We start from the raw sequence: 20,959 nt of genomic DNA, 5'->3' as shown, positions 1-20,959 counted from the left end.
AGGCACATCGGCTAGGCCCGGGGCACGGACCAGGTGACGGCGGGCCTGCGCCGGACGTCGTAGACGATCCGGTCGGGACGGCTGCCCTTGCCCATGCCGAACGTGATCTTCCCGCGCAGACAGCTGCCCGGTCGCACGGTGGCCGCCGAGACGGGATAGGTCGGGGCCGGTACGCCGTACCCGCTGAGCCCGAGCGGCTTGACCTCGGTGCCGTCCTTGAGCCGGAGGGTCCACGGGGACTGCGCGACGATGACGTTGGTGCTGTCGGCGTCGGCGCACGTCTTCACCTCCAGCACGGCCCACTCGGGGTCGGGGAAGTCGGCGAGGCTGGTGGGAAGGTGCACGCCCTTGACGGGCTGGGTGTAACTGACGGCGGTCGTGGTGGCGCTGATGTAACTGCCGTCGCCGTCGATGTCCTTCCAGTGCCGGCCGGAGCCGAGCGTGAGGGCCTTGGTGGCGGCCGACGCGCGGGGCGCCGCGGCGCCGGCCGGGTCGGCGCCGCCGCCGGTGCAGGCCGTCGCGGTCGCGGCCAGCAGCAGGACAGCGGTGACGGCCGTGCGGATACGCATGAATGTTCCCCCGTGGAGCGTGTGTACCGAATGAGCATCATGCTGCCTGTGCGGGCGTTGTGCGGACACCGTGTCCAGGTTGTGATCAACAAGTGCCGTTCCCGGGCGTGCACGTGACGAGCGGAGCCCGGGGTCCGCTCGTAGAGTCGTGGGCATGGATCTGCCGGTGATGCCACCCGTGAAGCCGATGCTCGCCAAGTCGGTGGCGTCGATCCCGCCGGACATGCAGTACGAGGCGAAGTGGGACGGCTTTCGCGCGATCGTGTTCCGCGACGGCGCCGAGGTGGAGCTCGGCAGCCGTACCGGGAAGCCGTTGACCAGGTACTTTCCCGAGCTGGTGGCGGCACTGACGGAGCGGGTGCCCGAGCGGTGCGTGCTGGACGGCGAGATCGTGATCGCACGGGAGGGCCGGCTGGACTTCGACGCGCTGACCGAGCGGATCCATCCGGCGGACTCCCGGGTGCGCACCCTGGCGGAGCGGACGCCCGCCTCCTTCGTCGCCTTCGACCTGCTGGCGCTCGCCGACGAGTCCCTGCTGGACGTTCCGCTGACCGACCGCCGCGCCCTGCTCACCACGGCGCTGGCCGGAGTCACCCCGCCCGTGCACCTGGCGCCGGCGACGACCGATGTGGACGTGGCCCGGCAGTGGTTCGAGCAGTACGAGGGCGCCGGCCTCGACGGGATCATCGCCAAGCCGCCCACCCTGCGCTATCTCCAGGACGAGCGTGCCATGTTCAAGGTGAAGCACGAGCGGACCGCCGACGTCGTGGTGGCGGGCTACCGCCTGCACAAGAGCGGCCCGGTGGTCGGCTCGCTGCTGCTGGGCCTGTACGACGACCGGGGCGCCCTCCAGCATGTGGGCGTCTCGGCCGCGTTCCCGATGAAGCGGCGGGCCGAGCTGATCGAGGAACTGGCGCCGCTGCGCATGGACGACGCCTCCGGGCACCCCTGGGCGGCCTGGGCGGAGGAGGCCGCCCACGAGTCGGCCCGGCTGCCCGGCGCGCCGAGCCGCTGGTCGGGCAAGAAGGACCTGTCCTGGGTGCCGCTGCGGCCCGAGCGGGTGGCCGAGGTGGCGTACGACCACATGGAGAACGGCGCCCGGTTCCGCCACACGGCCCGCTTCCGCCGCTGGCGCCCGGACCGCACACCGGACAGCTGCACCTACGCCCAGCTGGAGGAACCGGTGCGGTACGACCTCTCGGAGATCCTGGGGTCGTAGTCCGAACGCCCCTGCCCGGGCGGGTCACCCGGCGGTGCGTGATCGGTTTCGACCGGGTATGGCCACCGGTGAGCCGATGAGCACACAATCAAGGGGACGAACGGGGTGGCAACGGTGGGCATGCGACACATAGCGCCGACGCGCCGGACCGCGCTGACGGCCGCACTGGCCGCGGCCGTGCTCACGGCCTCCCTCACGGCCGGCTGCACCCGGCACGGCACCTCGGACGACGGCCGGGCGCCGCACGGCAGCCAGGCTCCGGACGGGCAGCACACCGCCGGCACCGGCTCCGTACTGGCCGTGAAGATCGACAACGTCGCCGCGGCCCGTCCGCAGACCGGACTGGACTCGGCGGACGTGGTGTACGCGGAGCAGGTGGAGGGCGGCCTCAGCCGGCTGATGGCGGTGGACGCCACCAAGCTCCCCGAGGTCATCGGCCCGGTGCGCAGCGCTCGCGAGTCCGATCTGGAACTGCTGCGCCAGTTCGACCGGCCGACGCTCGCCTTCTCCGGTGCCCAGCGCAAGCTGCTCCCGCTCATCGACCGGGCACCGCTGCGGCCGAAGACCCCCGAAGCGGCGTCCGACGCCTACTACCGGGGCAGCGACAAGCCGGCCCCGCACAACCTGTATCTGCGCCCGCCGAAACTGATGGCCGGCGGCGCACCCGGCAGGGCGGCGCTCACCACCGGCTTCCGCTACGGCCCGGCCCCGGCCGGCGGCACGGCCACCGCCACCCGCACCGTGCGGTATCCGGCGGCCCGCTTCACCTTCACCTGGTCCGCCGGCGAGAAGCGCTGGCTGGTTTCGATGGACGGCACCCCGGCCCGGACCACGGCCGGGAAACGGGTGGCGGCCGCGACGGTCGTGGTGCAACACGTGCGGGTACGCACGTCCACGTTTCACGACGTGCTCGGCAACTACACGCCGTTCACCGAGACGGTGGGGACGGGGAAGGCCGAAGTGCTGCGGGACGGGCGTTCGTTCGAGACCACCTGGACCCGGCGGGAGGCCGGCGACGGTACGACGTTCACCGGGGCGGACGGCGGTCCGGTGGACTTCGCCGAGGGGCAGGTCTGGGTGGTGTTCGCGAAGTCCTAGGCCTGCGGGACGAGCGGCTCCGCGGGATTGCGCAGCCCCTCCGCCGCGTCCGAGACCCGGCGGATCAGATCGAAGAACTGGGTCTGCTCCTCGGCCGAGAGCGGGGCCAGGAACACCTGGTTCATCCGGGCGGTGCGCACGGTGAGCTTGCGGTGGGTGCGCACTCCGTCGTCGGTGAGGCGCAGCAGAGAGCGGCGGCCGTCATGGGGGTCGCGCACCTTGTCGACCAGCCCGCGCCGCCCGAGCCGGCTGATGACCTCGGCGATGGTCGACCGGTCCAGGCCCACCCGCTCCCCCACCGTGCGCTGGTCCAGCCCCGGCTCGGCGACGAGCGTGTTCAGGACGGCGAACTGCGGCGAGGTGATCTCCTCCGAGACCATCGTGTTCCACAGCAGGTAGTGAGCCTGCTGAAGCCGCCGGGCCAGGTGCCCGGGGTGGGTGGTGAGGTCCACCGCGGCCATATGTGCCCCCAAGTTCAGAATTGGTTGGTGCACTGAACGATACTCGCAGTCACCGCATCCTGTCTGTACACCCGTCTGCCATTGCCCGAGGCCTTGACGGGCGGCGATGCCAGTGGCAGCGTGAATGAGGTCTTGCTGAAATACTCAGTGCCCTGACTAATTCCTTGATCAAGATGGGCTTCACGGATGGACGAGGTGGTCGCCACCGCCGGGGGAGGCGGTGGCCGATGGATCGATACAGCCCCGCGCCCCTGAAGACAGGGCGCTTCACTCAAGGACTTCTCATGACTCTCACCCAAGCCGACATCGACGTCGAGATCGCCGCCGAACACTCCGCCTACGAGAAGCGGGTGGCCGAAGGCGGTCCCGTCGAGCATCACCCCCGCCGGGACTACGCCCCCTACCGGTCCTCCGTTCTCCGGCATCCGAAACAACCCCTGGTCGCCATCGACACCAGCAGGGATCCGGAGCTGGTGGAGCTGCACTCCCCCGCGTTCGGGGAGCGGGACATCACCGGGATGGACAGTGATCTGACCCGCCAGCACACCGGCGAGCCCGTCGGTGAGCGGATCACCGTCTCCGGGCGGCTGCTGGACCGGGACGGCCGGCCGGTCCGGGGCCAGCTGATCGAGATCTGGCAGGCCAACTCGGCGGGGCGCTACGCCCACCAGCGCGAGCAGCACGATGCCCCGCTCGACCCGAACTTCACGGGTGTCGGGCGTACGATCACCGACGCCGACGGCGGCTACCGCTTCACCACCGTCCAGCCTGGCCCCTACCCCTGGCGCAACCACCTCAACGCGTGGCGTCCGGCCCACATCCACTTCTCGATGTTCGGCACGGCGTTCACCCAGCGGCTCGTCACGCAGATGTACTTTCCGAGCGACCCGCTGTTCCCGTACGACCCGATCATCCAGTCGGTGACGGACGACGCGGCCCGGCAGCGCCTGGTCGCGACCTACGACCACAGCCTGTCCGTGCCGGAGTTCTCGATGGGCTACCACTGGGACATCGTGCTGGACGGCCCGCACGCCACCTGGCTCGAAGAAGGGCGCTGAGCTGCCATGACGAAGACCGACACAAGTAGCCCGGAGCAGGTGCCGCCCACCCCGTCGCACACGGTCGGACCGTTCTACGGCTACGCGCTGCCGTTCCGCGGCGGCGAGGAGATCGCACCCCTCGGCCACCCGGACACGATCACGGTCCACGGATACATCCTCGACGGCGAGGGCAACCCGCTGCCCGACGCGTTCGTGGAGCTGTGGGGTGCGGACCCCGAAGGGAACGTCTCCACCACCGACGGTTCGCTTCGCCGCGACCCGGCGTCCGGTGACCACCTCGGCCGCAACGGCGTGGAGTTCACCGGCTGGGGGCGGATGCAGACGGACGCCGGCGGGCACTGGTACGCGCGGACGCTGCGGCCGGGTGCCCGCGGCGACAGCGCGCCCTACCTCAGCGTGTGCGTCTTCGCCCGCGGGCTGCTGATGCACCTGTTCACCCGGATCTATCTGCCGGGCGACGACACCGCGCTCGGCGCCGACCCGCTGCTCACCCGGGTGGGCGAGCGACGGGACACGCTGATCGCGGGCGACGAGGGCCGGGGGACCTACCGTTTCGACATCCGCCTTCAGGGCGAGGGCGAGACGGTCTTCCTGGAGTTCCGGTGACGACAGCGGGTCACGGCGGCGACGTCGGGCTGCTCGGTCCCGGGTGGGCCGAGTCCGCCGCCGCGTCCGCCACCGGAGACGCCGCCTGGCTGCGGGCGCTCCTCGACGCGGAGGCGGCCCTCACCCGCGCCCAGGCCGCCCTGGGGCTGGCCCCGGCCGAGGCCGCGGCGGCCGTGACGGAGGCGGCCGGCGCCGACCGCTTCGACGTCGGCTCGCTCGCGGAGCGCGCCCGTGCCGGCGGCAACCCGGTCATCCCGCTGGTCGCCGATCTGACGAAGGCGGTCGGCACGGAGTACGGGCCCTATGTGCACCGGGGCGCCACCAGCCAGGACATCATGGACACGGCGACGATGCTGATCGCCGCCCGTACCCTGGACCTGGTCCTCGCCGACCTCGGGCGTATCGAGCAGGCGCTGGCCCGGACGGCCGCCGAGCACCGTGACACGCCGATGCCGGGCCGTACGCTCACGCAGCACGCCGTACCGACGACCTTCGGGCTGAAGGCGGCCGGCTGGCGTTCGCTGGTCCTGGACGCCCGGGACCGCGTGGTGCGGGTCCGGGAGTCACTGCCCGTGCAACTCGGCGGCGCGGCGGGCACGTTGGCGGCCTTCGGAGCATACGGCGCGGAAGCCGTCGAAGAGCTGCCCGCGGCGTACGCTCATGAACTCCGGCTCGCCGTGCCGCTGTTGCCGTGGCACACGCTGCGTACGCCGGTCGCCGATCTCGCCGGGTGTCTCGCCGTCACGGCCGGCGCGCTGGGCAAGCTCGCCGTGGATGTGCTGACGCTGTCCCGTACCGAGATCGGCGAGCTCTCGGAGGGCAGCGGGGGTGGTTCGTCGGCGATGCCGCACAAGGCGAACCCCGTGCGGTCCACGCTCGTCACGGCCGCCGCCCGGCGGGCCCCGCAGCTCGCGGCCGTCCTGTACGGCTCCCTGGTCGCGGAGGACGAGCGGCCGGCCGGTGCCTGGCACGCCGAGTGGGAGCCGTTGCGGGATCTGCTGCGCGCGGTCGGGGGCGCGGCCCGGGACACCGCGGAGCTGACGGAGGGGCTGCGCGTGCACCCGGGGGCGATGCGCCGGAACCTGGATCTCACCCGTGGGCTGATCGTCTCCGAGCGGCTGTCCGCCGCGCTGGCCCCCGTGCTCGGCCGGGCGCGCGCGAAGGAGCTGCTCACCGAACTCGCCCGCCGTACCCACGCCGAGCAGCGCCCGCTGCGTGAACTCCTCGCCGAGGAGCCCGGACTGAAGGACATCGACCTCGACGACCTGACCGACCCGGCCCGCTACACCGGCTCCGCCGGCGCCCTCACCGACCGTGCACTGGAGCGACGTTGACCGAGAACCTCCTCAACCACCGTGCCGAAGGCCCCGATTCCGCTCCCCCGCTGCTGCTCGGACCGTCGCTCGGCACCTCGTACGCGCTGTGGGACGCGGTGGCGCCCGAACTGTCCACCGGCCACCGGGTGGTGCGCTGGGACCTGCCGGGGCACGGCGGTTCGGCACCCGGTCTGGTCAAGGCGGGAGCGACCGTCGGTGACCTCGCGGGCCTGGTGCTCACGCTCGCCGACTCGCTCGGCATCGAGCGGTTCGCGTATGCCGGGGTGTCGCTGGGCGGCGCGGTCGGCCTGCACCTGGCCGTCCACCACCCGGACCGGCTGGAGAGCCTCGCCGTGATCTGCTCCTCCGCCCACTTCAACGGGTCCGGGCCCTGGGAGGAACGGGCCGAGCGGGTCCGCCGGGAGGGCGTGGAGTGGCTCGCGGAGAACGCGGGCAGCCGCTGGTTCACGCCCGGCTTCACCGTGCCGCGCCTCGTCGAGGACCAGCGGACGGTGGACCCGGAGGCGTACGCCGCCTGCTGCGACGCGCTGGCCGCCTTCGACCTGCGGGACCGGCTCGGCGAGATCGCCGTACGCACCCTGCTGATCGCGGGCCGTCGGGATCCGGCGACCCCGCCGCCGCATCTGCGGGAGATCGCGGACGCGGTTGCGGCATCCACGCTGGTCGAGCTGCCGGGCGCCTCGCACCTGGCGCCCGCGCAGTGTCCCGAGGCCGTCCTCACCGCGCTCCGCTCGCACCTCGGCGGTGGCGCCAAGCGGGGCATGGCGGTGCGCCGGGAGGTGCTGGGCGACGCCCACGTCGACCGGGCGCAGGCCCGCCAGACGCCGTTCACGGCCCGCTTCCAGGACTTCATCTCGCGCTACGCCTGGGGCGAGATCTGGACCGACCCGACCCTCTCCCGGCGCGAACGCAGCATGATCACCCTCACCGCGCTGGTCGCGCACGGCCACTACGACGAGCTGGCCATGCATGTGCGGGCCGCCCGGCGCAACGGGCTCACCCCGGAGGAGATCGGCGCGGTGCTGCTGCAGACGGCCGTGTACTGCGGGGTCCCGGCGGCGAACTCGGCGTTCGCGGCGGCCCAGCGGGTGCTGGCGGAGGAGCCGGCGGAGGAGGACGAAGGGTGACCCTGGCAGTCGTAGCCCCAGCAGTATCAAGCAACCGGCGGTGGCGCGTGCCTACGCTGGCAGCATGTCCACCATTCTGATCACCGGTGCCACCTCCGGGCTCGGCCGGTACGTCGCCTTCGAGCTGGTCCGCTCCGGCCATGTCGTCCTCGCGCACGGCCGGGATCCGGGCCGTACCGACGCACTGGTCCGGGAGCTGCGCACCGAGGGCGACGCGGAGGGCTTCGTCGCGGACCTGGCCTCGCTGGCACAGGTCCGCGAGCTGGGCGCGCGGGTCGCCGAGGCGCGTCCCGACCTGGACGTGCTGATCAACAACGCGGGCGTCGGCGCCGGTACGCCCGGCGCCGGGCGCGAGCTGAGCGCCGACGGCCACGAACTGCGGCTGGCCGTCAACTACCTGGCCCCGGTGGCCCTGACCCACGCCCTGCTGCCGGTCCTGCGCGCCCGCACCCCGGCCCGGATCGTCAACGTGGGCTCGGCAGGCCAGGAGCCCCTGGACTTCGACGACCCCGAGTTCACCCGCGGCTACCAGGGCTTCGCGGCCTATTGCCGGGCCAAGTTCGCCCTGGCGGCGCACACCTTCACCCTGGCGGAGGAGCTGGCGGGCACGGGGGTCTCGGTGAACGTCCTGCACCCCGCGACTTTCATGGACACGGCGATGGTGCGGGAGGGCGGGGTGGCGCCGTGGAACACGGTGGCGGACGGCGCGCCGGGCGTCCTCGCCCTGGCAACGGGGGACTTGGGGACGGGGGGTTACTTCGACGGCACGAATCCCGACAGGGCGCACGCGGGGGCGTACGACAGGGATGTACAGAAACGTCTCTCAGCAGTCACCGATCAACTCCTGTCCCTGTAGCACCCCTTCTTTTGGCGGCGCGGGGCCGTATCGACTTGCGGCTACCGCCGGGCGGGCACGACAAGCCCCCACGCGCCCGCAGCCCGCGACGCACCGGTCAACGCAACCCCCTTCCCGTACCGAGAACCTCCCGCGCCTGAGCGACCAACCCGTCCGCCCCGCACAACCTGGCCAGCGCCAGCCCCCGGTTCAGCTCGGCCACCGACCGCGCGGCGATCCCGTACTCCACCCGCGCCGCCGCGTGCTCGTACTGGCAGGGCGACGCCTCCAGATAGGCGACCGCCTGCGAGGCGAGCCGCACCTGCCGCTGCCCGGTCTCCAGCGCGGCAGCGCACCTCAGGGCCTCACCGATCGCCGTGTCCGTGCCGAACCGCTCGGCCTGCCGCCGTGCGTCCGCCGTCAGTTGTGCCGCCCGCGCCGGGTCCTCGCCCGCGAGGGCCCGGGCGAGGTCGAGCGCCCAGGGCACCACCACCGGATTGAAGTGACCGCGTGCGGCGGCCGCCTTCTCGGCGGCCTCCAGTTCGTTGACGGCCTCCTTCGTCCGGCCGACGGCCAGCAGCAGCCGGCCGCGCACGGACCGCGGGTCCGGCATCACGATCGTGGAGGGGTACGGCGGTGCGAAACCGTACTGCTCGGCCGTCTCCCAGGCCTGCTGGACATGGCCGCGGGCGAGCAGCGTGTCGACCAGGTTGCAGGTGGCGGTCCAGTACAGCGGGAGTCTGCGGCCGACCCGCTCGGCGATCCGCAAGGACTCCCGCAGGGATATCTCCGCGTCCCGGAGCCGGCCGCGCCTGCGGTGGGCGAGGCCCACGTAGGCGTGGGCGAGGGCGAGATGGCCGCCGCTCCAGCCGGCGGACTCGTAGGCGCGCAGGGCCTCGTTGTAGAGGCTCTCCGCGCGGTCGAGGCGGTCGGTGTAGACGTAGGCGTTGGCGAGCATCAGCAGCAGCTCGATGCCCCACTCGGTGTCGGTCCAGCCGAGTCCGGGAGCGAGCCGGCCGTTGACGAGGGCGCGGTCGCACAGCTCCACGACCTCTTCGGCGCTCTCCCCCTGGATGAGGAGGTCGAAGCCGCGCAGCATCAGCAGGGCACGTTCGGAGTTGTCCCGGCCGGTGCAGGTGTCGGCGAGCTCGCCGAGGCGTTCGGAGCGGCGCGGGGAGACCGCCTCGCCGGCGATGCCCTCCCACATGAACTGGACGGCCTGGAGCCGGAGTCTGGCGGGGCCCTCCTCGTGCCGGGCGGCCTCCGCCTCGACCGTGCGGACGGCCTCCTCCAGCTGGTCGTTGTGGAGGAGGGCCTGGGAGAGGCGGAAGACGGCGTCGACGCGTTCGGCGCCGCCGAGGCCGGGCATGCCGAGCGCGCTCCGCAGATGGCCGATGGTGACCGCGGGCTTGGTGAGCAGGGTGGCGCAGCCCAGTTCGTAGAGCACGCGCGCGTGGACCTCGGGTACGGGCGGTTCCAGCAGGGCGCGTTCGAGGCAGCGGCGCGCCGCGTCCGGGGCGCCGACGGCGAGGTGTTCCTTGGCCGCGTCCCGCAGCTGCTGGACGAGTTCCTCGTCGTCGTCCGGATGCACCTTCAGCAGATGGCGGGAGGCCTCGGCGATGCCCCGGCCGTCGTCGATGACGATCTGGGCGGCGATGCCGTGCATGGCGGTGCACATCGCCGGCGGGATGGAGTTGTAGACGGCGCTGGCGATCAGCGGATGGACGAACTCCAGGTCGCCGGCGTGGGAGCGGGAGCCGGCCGGGTCGGGTGCGGTGAGGATACGGGCGCTGCGCAGCAGTTCGGCGCAGCGCCCGGCGTCCTCCACGGTCATGGTGGCGAGCTGGGCGACCAGGTCGACGGAGATGCCGGTGCCGAGGATGGCGGCGGCCCAGGCGAACCGGGTGGCGTCGATGCCGAGGCCTTCGAGGCGGGTGACGAGTCCGCCACCGCGGGCCGACCGGTTGAGCGCGCGCAGTTCGCCGGCCCGGGCCTCGACGGGTTCGACCTCGCTGTCCTGGACCTTGGCGAGGAGCTCGACGGTCTCGTAGGGGTTGCCGCCGGTGACGGCCCAGACCTCGCGGCAGAACGGGGCGTCGGCGTGTGCGCCGAGGGTGGCGAGGGTCAGTCCGGCGGTGGCGTCCGGGGTGAGGGCGCTGAGGTTGTGCACGGGGTTCACGGCCGCGGCGGCCACGATGTCGAGGTAGCGGGCGCTGTCGCCGCTGACCTCGCCGGGGCGGCGGGCGACCAGGACGAGCACGGGCAGGTCGTCGAGGCGCTCCGCGAAGGCGGCGAGCCAGGCCAGGGTCTCCTGGTCGGCCCAGTGCGCGTCGTCGATCAGCAGCACCAGCGGCCAGTCGCGTTTGGCCAGCCGGCGGACGGCGGCGACCAGGCCGTCGCAGACGCCCTGCGGGTCTGCCTGGCGCTCGCCCGGGTCGGTGATGCCGAGGGCGGGGCCGGCGATGTCGTACCAGTCGCCGAGGTACTCCCGGGCCTCGTCGGGGTGCAGGGAGACCAGGGCCGGCTGGAGCAGCTGCCGTACCACGTTGAAGGGAACGCTGCGCAGGGTCTCGCCGCCGCGGGTGGACCAGACGGTGCAGCCGCGGCGCTGGGCGATCCGGCGGGTCTCGGCCAGCAGCGCGGTCTTGCCGAGTCCGGCCTCGCCGCGCAGGACCAGCAGGTTCCCGGAGCTGGACCGGTCGGCGCAGAGGAGGTCGAGCGCCTCGGTGATGGCGGTGATCTCCGCGTCGCGCTCCCAGAGGGGAGCAGAGGAGCCCTCCAGGGGTAGTTCCTCCGTCATCCCGTTGCCTCCCCAAGTCGCCCGAACGACGTACAGACCACGAGCGTAGCCGTCCTGTTGGCTGTCCGGAGGCGGGTCCGGGCAGCTGTTGCCGTGACGGGTGACAGCGGGTGCGGCGGGACGACGCGTGACGGCCCCGACCTGCCGCTGTCGAGCGAACGGACCGTCAACAGGCGTGGAAATGAAGCTGAGTTTCGAAGATCGGGCAGTTCGGGAACGGAATCGTCCGCTGCGGGCGCTGGCGGCGGGCTCGGTGGGCAACTTCATCGAGTGGTACGAGTTCGGTGTCTACGGCTATTTCGCGACCGTTGTCGCCGAGCGGTTCTTCACCCCGATGGGCGGCAGCGCGGCCGAGGGGCTGGTGCGCACCTATGCCTCGTTCGGGCTGGCGTTCTTCTTCCGACCGCTGGGCGCGGCCCTGTTCGGCAGGCTGGCCGACCGGCTCGGCCGGCGGCCGGTGCTGATTCTCGTGGTCGCGCTGATGACGGGTGCCACGGCGCTCATCGGCCTGCTGCCGACGTATGCGCAGGCCGGTGCGCTCGCGCCCTGGCTGCTGACGCTCCTGAGGGCCGTTCAGGGACTGTCCGCTGGAGGGGAGTTCGGTGGCGCGGTGGCGATGCTGACGGAGTTCGCGCCGCCGGGGCGGCGGGGGCTGTACGGGGCGTGGCAGTCGTTCACCGTGGCGCTGGGGCTGCTGGGCGGGGCGGGCCTGGCGGCCGGGCTCGCCTCCGTTCTGACGGAAAATCAGCTGGGTTCATGGGGCTGGCGGTTGCCGTTCCTGCTGGCGCTGCCGCTGGGCGCGCTGGCGCTGTGGCTGCGGGTGGGGCTGGACGAGACACCGGAGTTCCGGGAGCCGGAGGTGCGGGAGCCGGAGGTACGGGCGGCGCGGGTGTCGGCCGGGGCGGTCGCGCTGGCCGTCGGGCGGGTGATGGGCTGGTCGGCGGCCGGGTACACCTTCCTGGTCGTGCTGCCGTCCTACCTCCAGACCGCGCTGCACACCGGCTTCCGTGCGGCGCTGCTGGCGACCGTGCTGGCGAACCTGGGTTTCGCGGCGGCGATCCTCCCGGCGGGGCTGCTCAGCGACCGGGTGGGGCGGCGGCCGGTGATGCTGACGGGCGCCGGTCTCGTGGTCGTGCTGGCCCTGCCGCTGCTCGACCTCCTCCAGGACGGCGGGGTGCCCGCCGGGGTGAAGGGCGCGGCCCTGTGCGGTGCCGGCGCGGTGGTGGGGCTGATGGCCGGGCCGGGGCCCGCGCTGCTGGCAGAGATGTTCCCGGCGCGCGCCCGCTGCACGGGGCTGGGACTCGCCTACGCCCTGTCCAATGCCGTCTTCTCGGGCTGTGCGGGCCTCATCATCACGGAGGCGGTCAAGCGCACCGGGAACCTGGACGTTCCCGGCTACTACGCGGCGGCGACCTGCGCGGTCAGCGTGCTCGCGCTGGCGAGGCCACGGGAGACGAAGGCGGGCTGAGCGGTGCTGGTGATCGGTCTGATGTCCGGGACGTCGTACGACGCGGTCGACGCGGCGGCCGCCGAGCTGCGCCTGGCCGGTGACACGCTGCTGCTGAAGCCGCTGGGGCTGGTGAGCACGCCCTACGACGACGAGTTGCGCGAGGCCCTCGCGGGCGCGCTGCCGCCGGCGGCCGTGCCGCTGGCGCGGGTGTGTCTGCTGGACACCCGGATCGGGCAGGCGTTCGCGGCGGCGGCCTGCCGGGCGAATCGTGAGCTGTGCGGCGGACGGGCCGAGTTGGTGGCCTCGCACGGGCAGACCGTCTATCACTGGGTGGACGGCGGCCGGGTGCACGGGACACTGCAGCTCGGGCAGTCGGCCTGGATCGCGGAGGCGACGGGGCTGCCGGTGGTCGCCGACTTCCGGCCGCGGGACGTGGCCGCCGGTGGCCAGGGCGCGCCGCTGGTGAGCCTGGTCGACCTGCTGTGGCTGCGCGGCCGGCCGGGCACGCCGGTGGCGCTGAACATCGGGGGGATCGCCAACCTCACCGCGCCGGACGGCACGGCCTTCGACACCGGGCCGGGGTGCGCGCTGATGGACGCCGCGGCCCGGGAGTTCACCGGCGGGCGGCTGACGTACGACGTGGACGGGGCGCTGGCGGCGCGCGGCCGGCCCCATCGCCCCCTGCTGGACCGGCTGCTGGCGGACCCGTACTACGCGCTGCCCGCGCCGAAGACGACCGGCAAGGAGCTGTTCCACGCCGGGTACTGGCGGGCACCACAGGACCTGGCGGCCGAGGACGCGCTGGCGACGCTCACCGAGCTGACGGCCCGGACGGTGGCGGACGCGGTACGCGGCGTGGGAGCCACCGAGGTGATCGCCTCGGGCGGCGGCACCCGCAACCCGGTGCTGATGCGGCTGCTTCGCGCCCTGCTCCCGAAGACCCCCGTCCGCGCCTCGGACGAACTCGGTCTGCCCTCGGCGGCGAAGGAGGCGTACGCCTTCGCGGTCCTCGGTTTCCTCACCGCACACGGTCTGCCGGGCACCGCCCCGACCGCCACCGGCGCCCGCCACCCGAGCGTCCTGGGCTCCCTGACCCCGGGTCGGCACGGCCTGCGGCTGCCACCGCAGGCCCCGAACCCGCCGGTACGGCTGCGGATCGAGTGAAGTGCGACGACTTGTCGCGGCGGCTCGTGTGCGGGCTGAACGGACTCCGAGGGCTCGGTACGGCGGCTCCGCTGCGGGACGATCGGCATCCGAGGGCTCGGTAGGGCGGCTCCGCTGTGGGTCGAACGGAGTCCGACGGCTCGGTACGGCGGCTCCGCTGCGGGACGATCGGCATCCGAGGGCTCGGTACGGCGGCTCCGCTGTGGGTCGAACGGAGTCCGACGGCTCCATAGGCGGTTCGGCTGCGGCTCGGCTGCGGGTCGAGCGGAGTGCCCGGGGTCGGTTCATCAAAAGTCGCCGGATCCTCTCATCCGACTTTCACCGACGCCTCTTACGGTGGGGGCATGACGCAGGTGACTCCCCCCGGGTGGTACCCCGACCCCGGGCAGACAAGTGACGGTCCGGCCACTGAGCGCTGGTGGGACGGCAAGGCGTGGACGGAGCAGACCCGCCCCGCCGGGTCGGGTGCCGACTGGGGTCCCCCGCCGCAATCGCCGGCCGAGGGGCCCTACCAGGCCTACCCGGCCTACCCGGCCTATCCGGGTCATCCGGGGTATCCGGCGCCGCCGGCCACCGGGAAGCGCGGGCTGCGCACCGGGGTGGCCGTCGGTGTCGCCGTGGCGGTCCTCGCCGTCATCGGGGTGAGCGCGTGGGCGCTCACCGGCAACGGCAGCGCCGACGGCGGCGGACAGGCCTCGCAGCAGGGCGGCCGGAGCGGCGGTTCCGGCCAGGGCGGGCCCGAGGGGCAGAACGGCGGGCAGGGCTTCCCGTTCGGCGGGTCGGGCGGCTCGGGGTCCGGCGGCGGCTCGGGCTCGGGCGGTTCCGACGGCGGCGCGTCGCCGTCGCCCGGCCAGTCCGAGGCTCCGAAGGTCCAGGGCGGCGGAACGGTGTCGGACTCCATCAACGCCATCGGCATCCCGGTGCCGAAGGGCTGGACCGGGCAGGCGATCAACGTCGGCGCCCAGATCACGTCCGACGACTCCTACAAATGCCCCGGCGACACCTCCCAGACCTGCACCGCCGGCGGCGCCTACTCGGCGCCCGCGCTGGTGCTGGGCACCAAGGGGGACACCGCCGAGGAGGTCGCCAAGGCGGACATCTCGGCCAACGCCACGGAGTCGTACGGCGGCAAGACCTACGGCTCGATCACCTCGCACGAGGTGCTGGCCTCCAAGGCCGTCACCGTGGCCGGGCAGAAGGGTTATCTGGTCCGCTGGAAGGCGGTGACCAGCAAGGGCGCCGACGGTTATGTCGAGTCGCTGGCCTTCCCGTCACCCTCCAACGCCCAGCAGATCGTGGTGGTCCGGTTCGGTGTCGACGTCGGCCAGAGCCAGTCCGTGATCGACGACATCACCAAGGGCATCAAGGTGTCCTCCGGCGGCGGCGACGGCCAGACCGTCTGACCCGCCCGCCCAGAACGCCGATCGGCCGGGTGGAGCGCCCCTCCGCTCAAAGGGGAGCCCCACCCGGCCGGGGGGTGCGCGCCGCCCCCGTCCCCACGGTGCGGCGCGAGCAGGTCACCGTCCAGTCATCCCGAGGACGGCGGCCTGGGTCTAGGTCAGTCCGAGTGCGGGCAGCGCCACGGCCTCCACGAAACGGACGAGATAGTCGGCGTCGGCGTACTCGCCGGTGAGCACGGGCCGTACCCGCAGAACGCCGAACATCATGGCGGGCACGTAGTCCAGCGCGGGGTGGCCCTCGGGCACCTCGCCGCGCTCGACACCGCGGAGCAGGATCTCCTGGAGCGCGGCGATCTCGGGTTCGACGAGCGCCTCGCGCAGCGCCTGCGCCAGTTCCTCGTCCGAGTGCATCGCGTGCCCCAGCGCCTGGAGCAGCTTGGTGTCCTTGCGGGTCCAGGCGCCCGCGGCCCGCGCTACCTCGCGCAGGTCCTCGGCGAGTGACCCGGTGTCGACGCCGCCGAAGCGTACCTCGCGGCTGGCCCGCAGCGCGGCCGCGACGAACTGCGGCTTGGTCTTCCACTGCCGGTAGAGCGTGGACTTGCTGCACCGGGTGCTGGAGGCGACCCCTTCCATGGTCACCGAGTCGTAGCCGCATTCGCGGATCTGTTCGAGCACGGCATCGAAGAACTCCCGCTCACGCTCCGGCGTGATCTTGGAGCGGCGCGAGGCGGCAACCGTCTCCGGTTCGTCCGCGGCCTGCGACGTCATGTGCCCTGCTCCTCACTCGCGCATCACTTACGGATCACCTGGTCCCCGCCCCCCGTTCGGCCCGGGCGGAAACCTACAACCAGTGTGGCCTACGTCTATCGATACGCCACTGTACCGGTACACGGCCGTATCGGTACAGTGGCGTATCGGTACAGCCGCGTATCGGTACGCTGTCGTATCGATGAGTATCGGTGAGTTCGGGCCACCGCCCGGACTCGGCACAGCACCACCGTCAGTGAGGGGGCCTGGGATGAGATCCCAGTCCGAGTCGGCAGCAGCGGAGCCGGGGGAGATAGCCCGGCCACCGCTGGTCCGTGAGCTCCTGCTAGTCGCAGGGCTCTTCCTCGTCTACAAGTTCGGGCGGCAGCTGGCCACCGGCCACACCGCCGAGGCACTGCACAACGCCCACCGGATCTGGGACCTCGAACGGACGCTGCATCTGCCCTCGGAGATCGACGTGCAGTCGGCGCTGCTGCACGGCGACACCCTCGTCCACCTGGCCAACACCTACTACGCCACGGTTCATTTCCCGGCCACGCTGGCCTTTCTGGTCTGGCTCTACCTGAAGCGGCCCGCGCACTACGTCTGGGCCCGCCGGGTCCTCGCCGTGGTCACCGCCGCCGCCCTGGTACTCCCCTTCACGTTCCCGCTGGCACCGCCGCGGATGCTGGCCGCCACCGGCCTCGTCGACACGGGCCGGGTCTACGGCCCCTCCGTCTACGGCCCGCCGGCCAGCGACCACCTCTCCAACCAGTTCGCGGCGATGCCCTCGCTGCACTTCGGCTGGGCCCTGATGGTGGCGATCGGCCTGATCGTCGCGACCCGCTCCCGGTGGCGCATGCTGTGGCTGCTGCACCCGGCGATCACCCTGCTGGTGATCGTGGGCACCGCGAACCACTACTGGCTGGACGCGATCGTCGCCACCGCGATGCTCGGCGCCGCCCTGGCCCTGATCCGCCCCCAGACCTCGTCCGTGGGGACCCCCACCTCGCTTCGCACCCGCGAGTTCGTGTCCGAGGAGCCCGCGCTGGTAGGAGCGGCCCGATGAGCACCGCGACCCTGATCGCCGTTCTCCTCTCCCTGGTCTCGGCCGTCGCCTACGCGGCCGCCGCCGTCGCCCAGGAACGGCTCGCGTCGAAGACCGCCGGCGCCGGTCTGGTACGACTGCTCGGCTCCGGTGCCTGGTGGGCGGCGGTCGGCCTCAACGCGGGCGCCGCGCTCCTGCACGTCGTGGCCCTCAAGTACGGCCCGCTCACCCTCGTCCAGCCGCTGGGCGCGCTCACCCTGGTCGCGGCCGTGCCGATGGGGGCGCGGGTGGCCGGGCGCCGGGTCAGCGCGACGGAGTGGCGGGGCACGGCCCTGACCCTGCTGGGCCTCGGCGCTCTGCTGGTCACGGCCTCCGGCCCCGCACCCCATCGGGTGCTGAGCCTCACCGAAGCCCTCGCGGTGGCCGGTACGACCGCCGCCCTGATCGGCGCCCTGTCCCGCCCCGGCACCCGCCCGGGCCTCCGGCACGCCACCGCGTCCGGCTTCGCCTCGGGTGTCGCCTCGGCCCTCACCCAGACGGTGACGGTGGCGGCGACGGACCGCTCCGGTCCGGTGCTGAGCGTCCAGGTGATCGTGGTGGCGCTCCTGGTGGCCGCGTTCGCGGTGGGCGGCCTGCTGCTCTCCCAGACGGCCTACCGTGGCGGCCTGGGTGCCCCCCTCGCGGTGGTCACCCTGTCCAACCCGATGGCGGCGGCGGTCATCGGCCTGACCCTGCTGGGGCAGGGCCTGCAGGGCGGGGCGGCGGGCATCCTGCTCGCCCTGGCGGGCGCCGGGCTCGCCTCCTGGGGCGTGGTCCTGCTGACCCGGGTGACCCCGGCGACGCGGGTGGTCGAACTCGAACCGGACGAGGAACACCCGGTGGCCGCGGTGCTGGCCCTGGAGGAGGCGAGAGTGGCGGCGGAGCAGGCGCTGCTCCCCCGGCAGAAGCCGGAGACCGAGCACCTCACGGCACTCTGAGCGGCGCCCGGACCGAAGTGCCCGTCAGGGGCGCGGGGCCGTACCGATGTGCGGCTCCGCCGCGGGGGCGCGACCAGTCCCCACGGCCCCCCAGCCGCGCGACAACCGACCGCACCCCCAACGGACCGGGCCGAGCGACACCCGGCCGCGGACGACCCTCAGCCCAGCCCCCGCGAGTCCTGCTTCAGCGCGGTGTCCACGGTCAGCGCCGTCGCCACCACCAGGCTCCGCAGCGGCTCCGGCAACTGGTGGTGGATCTGCAGCACGTAGTTGTCGGCGGTCGTGAACATCGTCTTGGCGAGCCCCTCCCACGTCTTCGTGATCCGGGCCACCTCCGTCTCGGCCTGGTCGACGATCGCGAAGTTCCACGCGCGCCAGTTCTCCGCCTTGATCGCACCGACCTTCTGATCACCCACCATCATCGCGAAGTTGATCTTCCCGATCATGTTCTGCTGGACGATCTCACCGACCTGCGACCCGTCCGGGCGGGTCACGATCACCCGGGACTTGAAGATCTTCGCGGGCCGGGTCAGCACCAGCTGCGGCTGCCCGGACGCGTCGCGGATCTCCAGCCGGTGGGTCATGTACTGGTCGAGGCTGGAGACGAAGCGCAGGATCTTCTTCAGCGCACTCTGGCCGACCTCGGCCACCGAACCTATTTCCCGGCCGTGCTGGTCCATGACCTTGTACTCGTTGGTCAGCTCGATCAGCTTGGCCTTCTGGTTCACCACCAGTACCGGCTCGGTGAAGAGTGTCGGGGACGCACCGTGCGGATCGCGGTACGAGTCTGCGGGAGTGTTCGATTGCGTGGTCACCGGGGCACACTATCCCGACATGACCCGTACCTGATCAGTTCCGCACGATGCGGTCCTCAGCCCCTTGTCACACGGTGCTGATCGCCGGGTCGCTGACCCCGGGCCGCCCGTTCTCCACATGCCCCGCGAACCGCCGCACAAAGGCCGCGTCGCCCTCGGAGGTGACCGTCAGGTCGTACCACTGGTCACTGTGGTTGAGGTGGGCGATGTGCTTGACGGTGGCCCCGGCACGCACCGTGAACGTGCGGCCCCGGCCGCCGTACCCGTCGGCCACCTCCAGCTTCACCGTGCCGCTGCCCCTGTTGGTGAAGGTCAGCTCGATGTCGTCGCCGTGCGGCCGGGCGGTGACCTCGGGTCCCGCCACCTTGCCGCGTCCCTGGAAACCGCGCAGGAACCCGTTCGGGCCGTGCACGGTCAGGTCGTACGAGCCGCCCGAGTACACCGAGTTCCAGGTGTCGGAGACGGACTTGCCGGCCTCGGTGGTGTAGCTCCAGGGGCCGTCGGTGCGGTTGTTGGAGGTGACCAGGAAGGCGGCGCCGGCCTGCGCGCCCGAGGCGAAGGTCAGCGTGAGCTTGCCGGCCGCCGCGTCCAGCGAACCGTCCACCAGCGGGGCGTACCTGAGCGGCCGGGTGGGCCGCGAGCCGCGCTCCTGCTTGGGCAGGGCCGGGTTGGCGGGCGGGGTGGGCACGTAGTCGGGGTGGCGGTTGTTGTCCGGCGGCCGGTAGCCGTCGGTCGAGGGCAGCGCGACCGGCTTGGTGTCCTTGCGGGAGAAGTCGAACGCGGCGGTCAGGTCGCCGGTGACGGCGCGCCGCCAGGGCGAGATGTTCGGCTCGTGGACGCCGAAGCGGTTCTCCATGAACCGGATGACCGAGGTGTGGTCGAGCGTCTCGGAGCAGACGTAACCGCCCTTGCTCCACGGGGAGACCACGATCATCGGCACCCGCTGACCGAGGCCGTAGGCGCCGGCGGCGTGGCTCGCGTCGCCCTTGAAGAGGTCCAGGGCCGGGTCGACCGTGGACTTGCCCTGGGCGGCGGAGGCCGCCGGGAACGGCGGGATGACGTGGTCGAAGAAGCCGTCGTTCTCGTCGTACGTGATGAACAGGGCCGTCTTGGCCCAGACCTCCGGGTCGGCGGTGAGCGCGTCGAGGACCTGGGAGATGTACCAGGCACCGTAGTTGGCGGGCCAGTTGGGGTGCTCGGTGAAGGCCTCGGGGGCGACCACCCAGGAGATCTGCGGCAGCTTGCCGGTCTTGACGTCGGCCTTCAGCCGGTCGAAGAAGCCCTCGCCCTTGGTGGCGTCGGTGCCGGTGCGGGCCTTGTCGTACAGCGGGTCGCCGGGCTGGGCGTTCTGGTACTGCTTGAAGTAGAGCAGCGAGTTGTCGCCGTAGTTGCCCCGGTAGGCGTCCTGGATCCAGCCCCAGCCGCCGGCCGCGTCCAGGCCGTCGCCGACGTCCTGGTAGATCTTCCAGGAGACACCCGCCTTCTCCAGGCGCTCGGGGTACGTCGTCCAGGAGTAGCCGGCCTCGTCGTTGCCGAGGACCGGGCCGCCGCCCTGGCCGTCGTTGCCCGTGTACCCCGTCCACAGGTAGTAGCGGTTCGGGTCGGTGGAGCCCATGAACGAGCAGTGGTAGGCGTCGCAGATGGTGAAGGCGTCGGCGAGCGCGTAGTGGAACGGTATGTCGTCCCGGTTCAGGTACGCCATGGTCGTGGAGCCCTTGGCCGGCACCCACTTGTCGTACTTGCCGTTGTTGACGGCGGTGTGCGTGTCGGCCCAGCCGTGCGGGAGGTCCTGGATGAAGGCGAGGCCCAGGTCGTCGGCGTCCGGGTGGAACGGCAGGATGTCCTTGGTGCCGTTCGACTGGTGCCACACCGACTTGTCGTTCTGGGTGACCGGACGCGGGTCGCCGAAACCGCGGACGCCTCTGAGGGTGCCGAAGTAGTGGTCGAACGAACGGTTCTCCTGCATCAGGACGACGATGTGCTCGACATCCTCGATGGAACCGGTGCGGTGGTTCGCGGGCAGCGCGGCGGCCCGCTGGATGCTGCTGGACAGCGCGGTGAACGCCGTGGTGGCGCCTGCGAGTTGGAGGAAACGGCGCCGGTTTACTTCGGTCATGGGTGTGCGACCTCTCATCCTGGCGTACGGGATGGCCGGAACAGGGCGGATTGTGCGCGGCTGCGAGTGTTCCAAGGGCATCGAACGTCAGGGAAGGGTCCGGTGGCGCGGATGTGAATCTCGGCGGTA

Annotated in this window: 18 protein-coding genes; 12 read left to right on the top strand and 6 right to left on the bottom strand. The window is 72.3% G+C overall.

All coding sequences use genetic code 11. The annotated features are described in order from the left end of the window. Positions 1–11: 11 nt before the first annotated feature. A complete protein-coding gene (locus ACWDGI_RS10815; protein WP_450757555.1) occupies positions 12–569 on the bottom strand; it encodes a hypothetical protein in 558 nt (185 codons plus the stop codon). Between the two features lie 154 nt (positions 570–723). Here ACWDGI_RS10815 and ACWDGI_RS10810 point away from each other — a divergent pair, with 154 nt between their 5' ends. Next, entirely contained in the window at positions 724–1,788 is a 1,065-nt protein-coding gene (locus tag ACWDGI_RS10810; protein WP_450757553.1) for an ATP-dependent DNA ligase, read from the top strand. A gap of 120 nt (positions 1,789–1,908) precedes the next feature. Further along, positions 1,909–2,886 (top strand): DUF3048 domain-containing protein, encoded by a 978-nt coding sequence (locus tag ACWDGI_RS10805; protein ID WP_450757551.1) that lies wholly within the window; start codon positions 1,909–1,911, stop codon positions 2,884–2,886. Here the strand turns inward: ACWDGI_RS10805 and ACWDGI_RS10800 are convergent. Further along, positions 2,883–3,347, bottom strand: a complete 465-nt coding sequence (locus ACWDGI_RS10800) for a MarR family winged helix-turn-helix transcriptional regulator (RefSeq protein ID WP_450757549.1) — start codon at positions 3,345–3,347, stop codon at positions 2,883–2,885. The two genes, ACWDGI_RS10805 and ACWDGI_RS10800, sit on opposite strands and share 4 nt — an antisense overlap. Positions 3,348–3,631: 284 nt before the next feature. Between ACWDGI_RS10800 and pcaH the strand changes: the two genes are divergently transcribed. From pcaH to ACWDGI_RS10775, 5 genes are all read left to right on the top strand, one after another. Then, positions 3,632–4,405, top strand: coding sequence for a protocatechuate 3,4-dioxygenase subunit beta (gene pcaH, locus ACWDGI_RS10795; protein ID WP_450757548.1), 774 nt, complete (start codon positions 3,632–3,634; stop codon positions 4,403–4,405). A gap of 6 nt (positions 4,406–4,411) precedes the next feature. After that, a complete protein-coding gene (gene pcaG, locus ACWDGI_RS10790) occupies positions 4,412–5,014 on the top strand; it encodes a protocatechuate 3,4-dioxygenase subunit alpha (protein ID WP_450757546.1) in 603 nt (200 codons plus the stop codon). Beyond that, positions 5,011–6,348: a 3-carboxy-cis,cis-muconate cycloisomerase gene (pcaB, locus tag ACWDGI_RS10785; RefSeq protein WP_450757544.1), complete on the top strand. Its 1,338-nt coding sequence runs from the start codon at positions 5,011–5,013 to the stop codon at positions 6,346–6,348. Before pcaG ends, pcaB begins: the two co-directional genes overlap by 4 nt. After that, complete coding sequence (gene pcaDC / locus ACWDGI_RS10780; protein WP_450757542.1) at positions 6,345–7,478, top strand: bifunctional 3-oxoadipate enol-lactonase/4-carboxymuconolactone decarboxylase PcaDC; 1,134 nt, start codon at positions 6,345–6,347, stop codon at positions 7,476–7,478. Before pcaB ends, pcaDC begins: the two co-directional genes overlap by 4 nt. A gap of 64 nt (positions 7,479–7,542) precedes the next feature. Next, on the top strand, positions 7,543–8,334 hold the full coding sequence (locus ACWDGI_RS10775) for an SDR family NAD(P)-dependent oxidoreductase (RefSeq protein WP_450757540.1): 792 nt from the start codon (positions 7,543–7,545) through the stop codon (positions 8,332–8,334). Between the two features lie 97 nt (positions 8,335–8,431). Here the strand turns inward: ACWDGI_RS10775 and ACWDGI_RS10770 are convergent, their stop codons facing one another. After that, entirely contained in the window at positions 8,432–11,113 is a 2,682-nt protein-coding gene (locus tag ACWDGI_RS10770) for an ATP-binding protein (protein ID WP_450757538.1), read from the bottom strand. 181 nt (positions 11,114–11,294) lie between these two features. Here ACWDGI_RS10770 and ACWDGI_RS10765 point away from each other — a divergent pair, with 181 nt between their 5' ends. The 3 genes from ACWDGI_RS10765 (at position 11,295) to ACWDGI_RS10755 (ending at position 15,130) form a co-directional block, all read left to right on the top strand. Beyond that, positions 11,295–12,581: an MFS transporter gene (locus tag ACWDGI_RS10765; RefSeq protein WP_450757536.1), complete on the top strand. Its 1,287-nt coding sequence runs from the start codon at positions 11,295–11,297 to the stop codon at positions 12,579–12,581. A gap of 3 nt (positions 12,582–12,584) precedes the next feature. Continuing rightward, complete coding sequence (locus ACWDGI_RS10760) at positions 12,585–13,727, top strand: anhydro-N-acetylmuramic acid kinase (RefSeq protein ID WP_450757534.1); 1,143 nt, start codon at positions 12,585–12,587, stop codon at positions 13,725–13,727. 344 nt (positions 13,728–14,071) lie between these two features. Continuing rightward, positions 14,072–15,130 carry a DUF2510 domain-containing protein gene (locus ACWDGI_RS10755; RefSeq protein ID WP_450757532.1) on the top strand — a complete coding sequence of 353 codons (1,059 nt, stop codon included), beginning with the start codon at positions 14,072–14,074 and terminating at the stop codon, positions 15,128–15,130. A gap of 150 nt (positions 15,131–15,280) precedes the next feature. Here ACWDGI_RS10755 and ACWDGI_RS10750 read toward each other — a convergent pair whose 3' ends face one another. Next, positions 15,281–15,895, bottom strand: a complete 615-nt coding sequence (locus tag ACWDGI_RS10750) for a TetR/AcrR family transcriptional regulator C-terminal ligand-binding domain-containing protein (protein ID WP_450757530.1) — start codon at positions 15,893–15,895, stop codon at positions 15,281–15,283. A gap of 250 nt (positions 15,896–16,145) precedes the next feature. Here ACWDGI_RS10750 and ACWDGI_RS10745 point away from each other — a divergent pair, with 250 nt between their 5' ends. Next, entirely contained in the window at positions 16,146–16,943 is a 798-nt protein-coding gene (locus ACWDGI_RS10745; RefSeq protein ID WP_450757528.1) for a phosphatase PAP2 family protein, read from the top strand. Further along, entirely contained in the window at positions 16,940–17,899 is a 960-nt protein-coding gene (locus tag ACWDGI_RS10740) for a hypothetical protein (RefSeq protein WP_450757526.1), read from the top strand. Before ACWDGI_RS10745 ends, ACWDGI_RS10740 begins: the two co-directional genes overlap by 4 nt. Before the next feature lie 158 nt (positions 17,900–18,057). Here ACWDGI_RS10740 and ACWDGI_RS10735 read toward each other — a convergent pair whose 3' ends face one another. Together ACWDGI_RS10735 and ACWDGI_RS10730 are read right to left on the bottom strand one after the other, a co-directional pair. Then, the gene (locus tag ACWDGI_RS10735; protein WP_450757524.1) at positions 18,058–18,714 is read right to left on the bottom strand and encodes an LURP-one-related/scramblase family protein; all 657 of its coding nucleotides are present in this window, start codon (positions 18,712–18,714) and stop codon (positions 18,058–18,060) included. A 67-nt stretch (positions 18,715–18,781) separates the two neighbouring features. Then, positions 18,782–20,830 (bottom strand): phosphocholine-specific phospholipase C, encoded by a 2,049-nt coding sequence (locus ACWDGI_RS10730; RefSeq protein ID WP_450757522.1) that lies wholly within the window; start codon positions 20,828–20,830, stop codon positions 18,782–18,784. Positions 20,831–20,959 lie beyond the last annotated feature (129 nt).

The sequence above is a fragment of the Streptomyces sp. NPDC001220 genome (assembly GCF_053597895.1).
The sequence above is the reverse complement of the archived record's forward strand: the minus strand, read 5'-3'. Positions and strand labels throughout refer to the sequence as shown.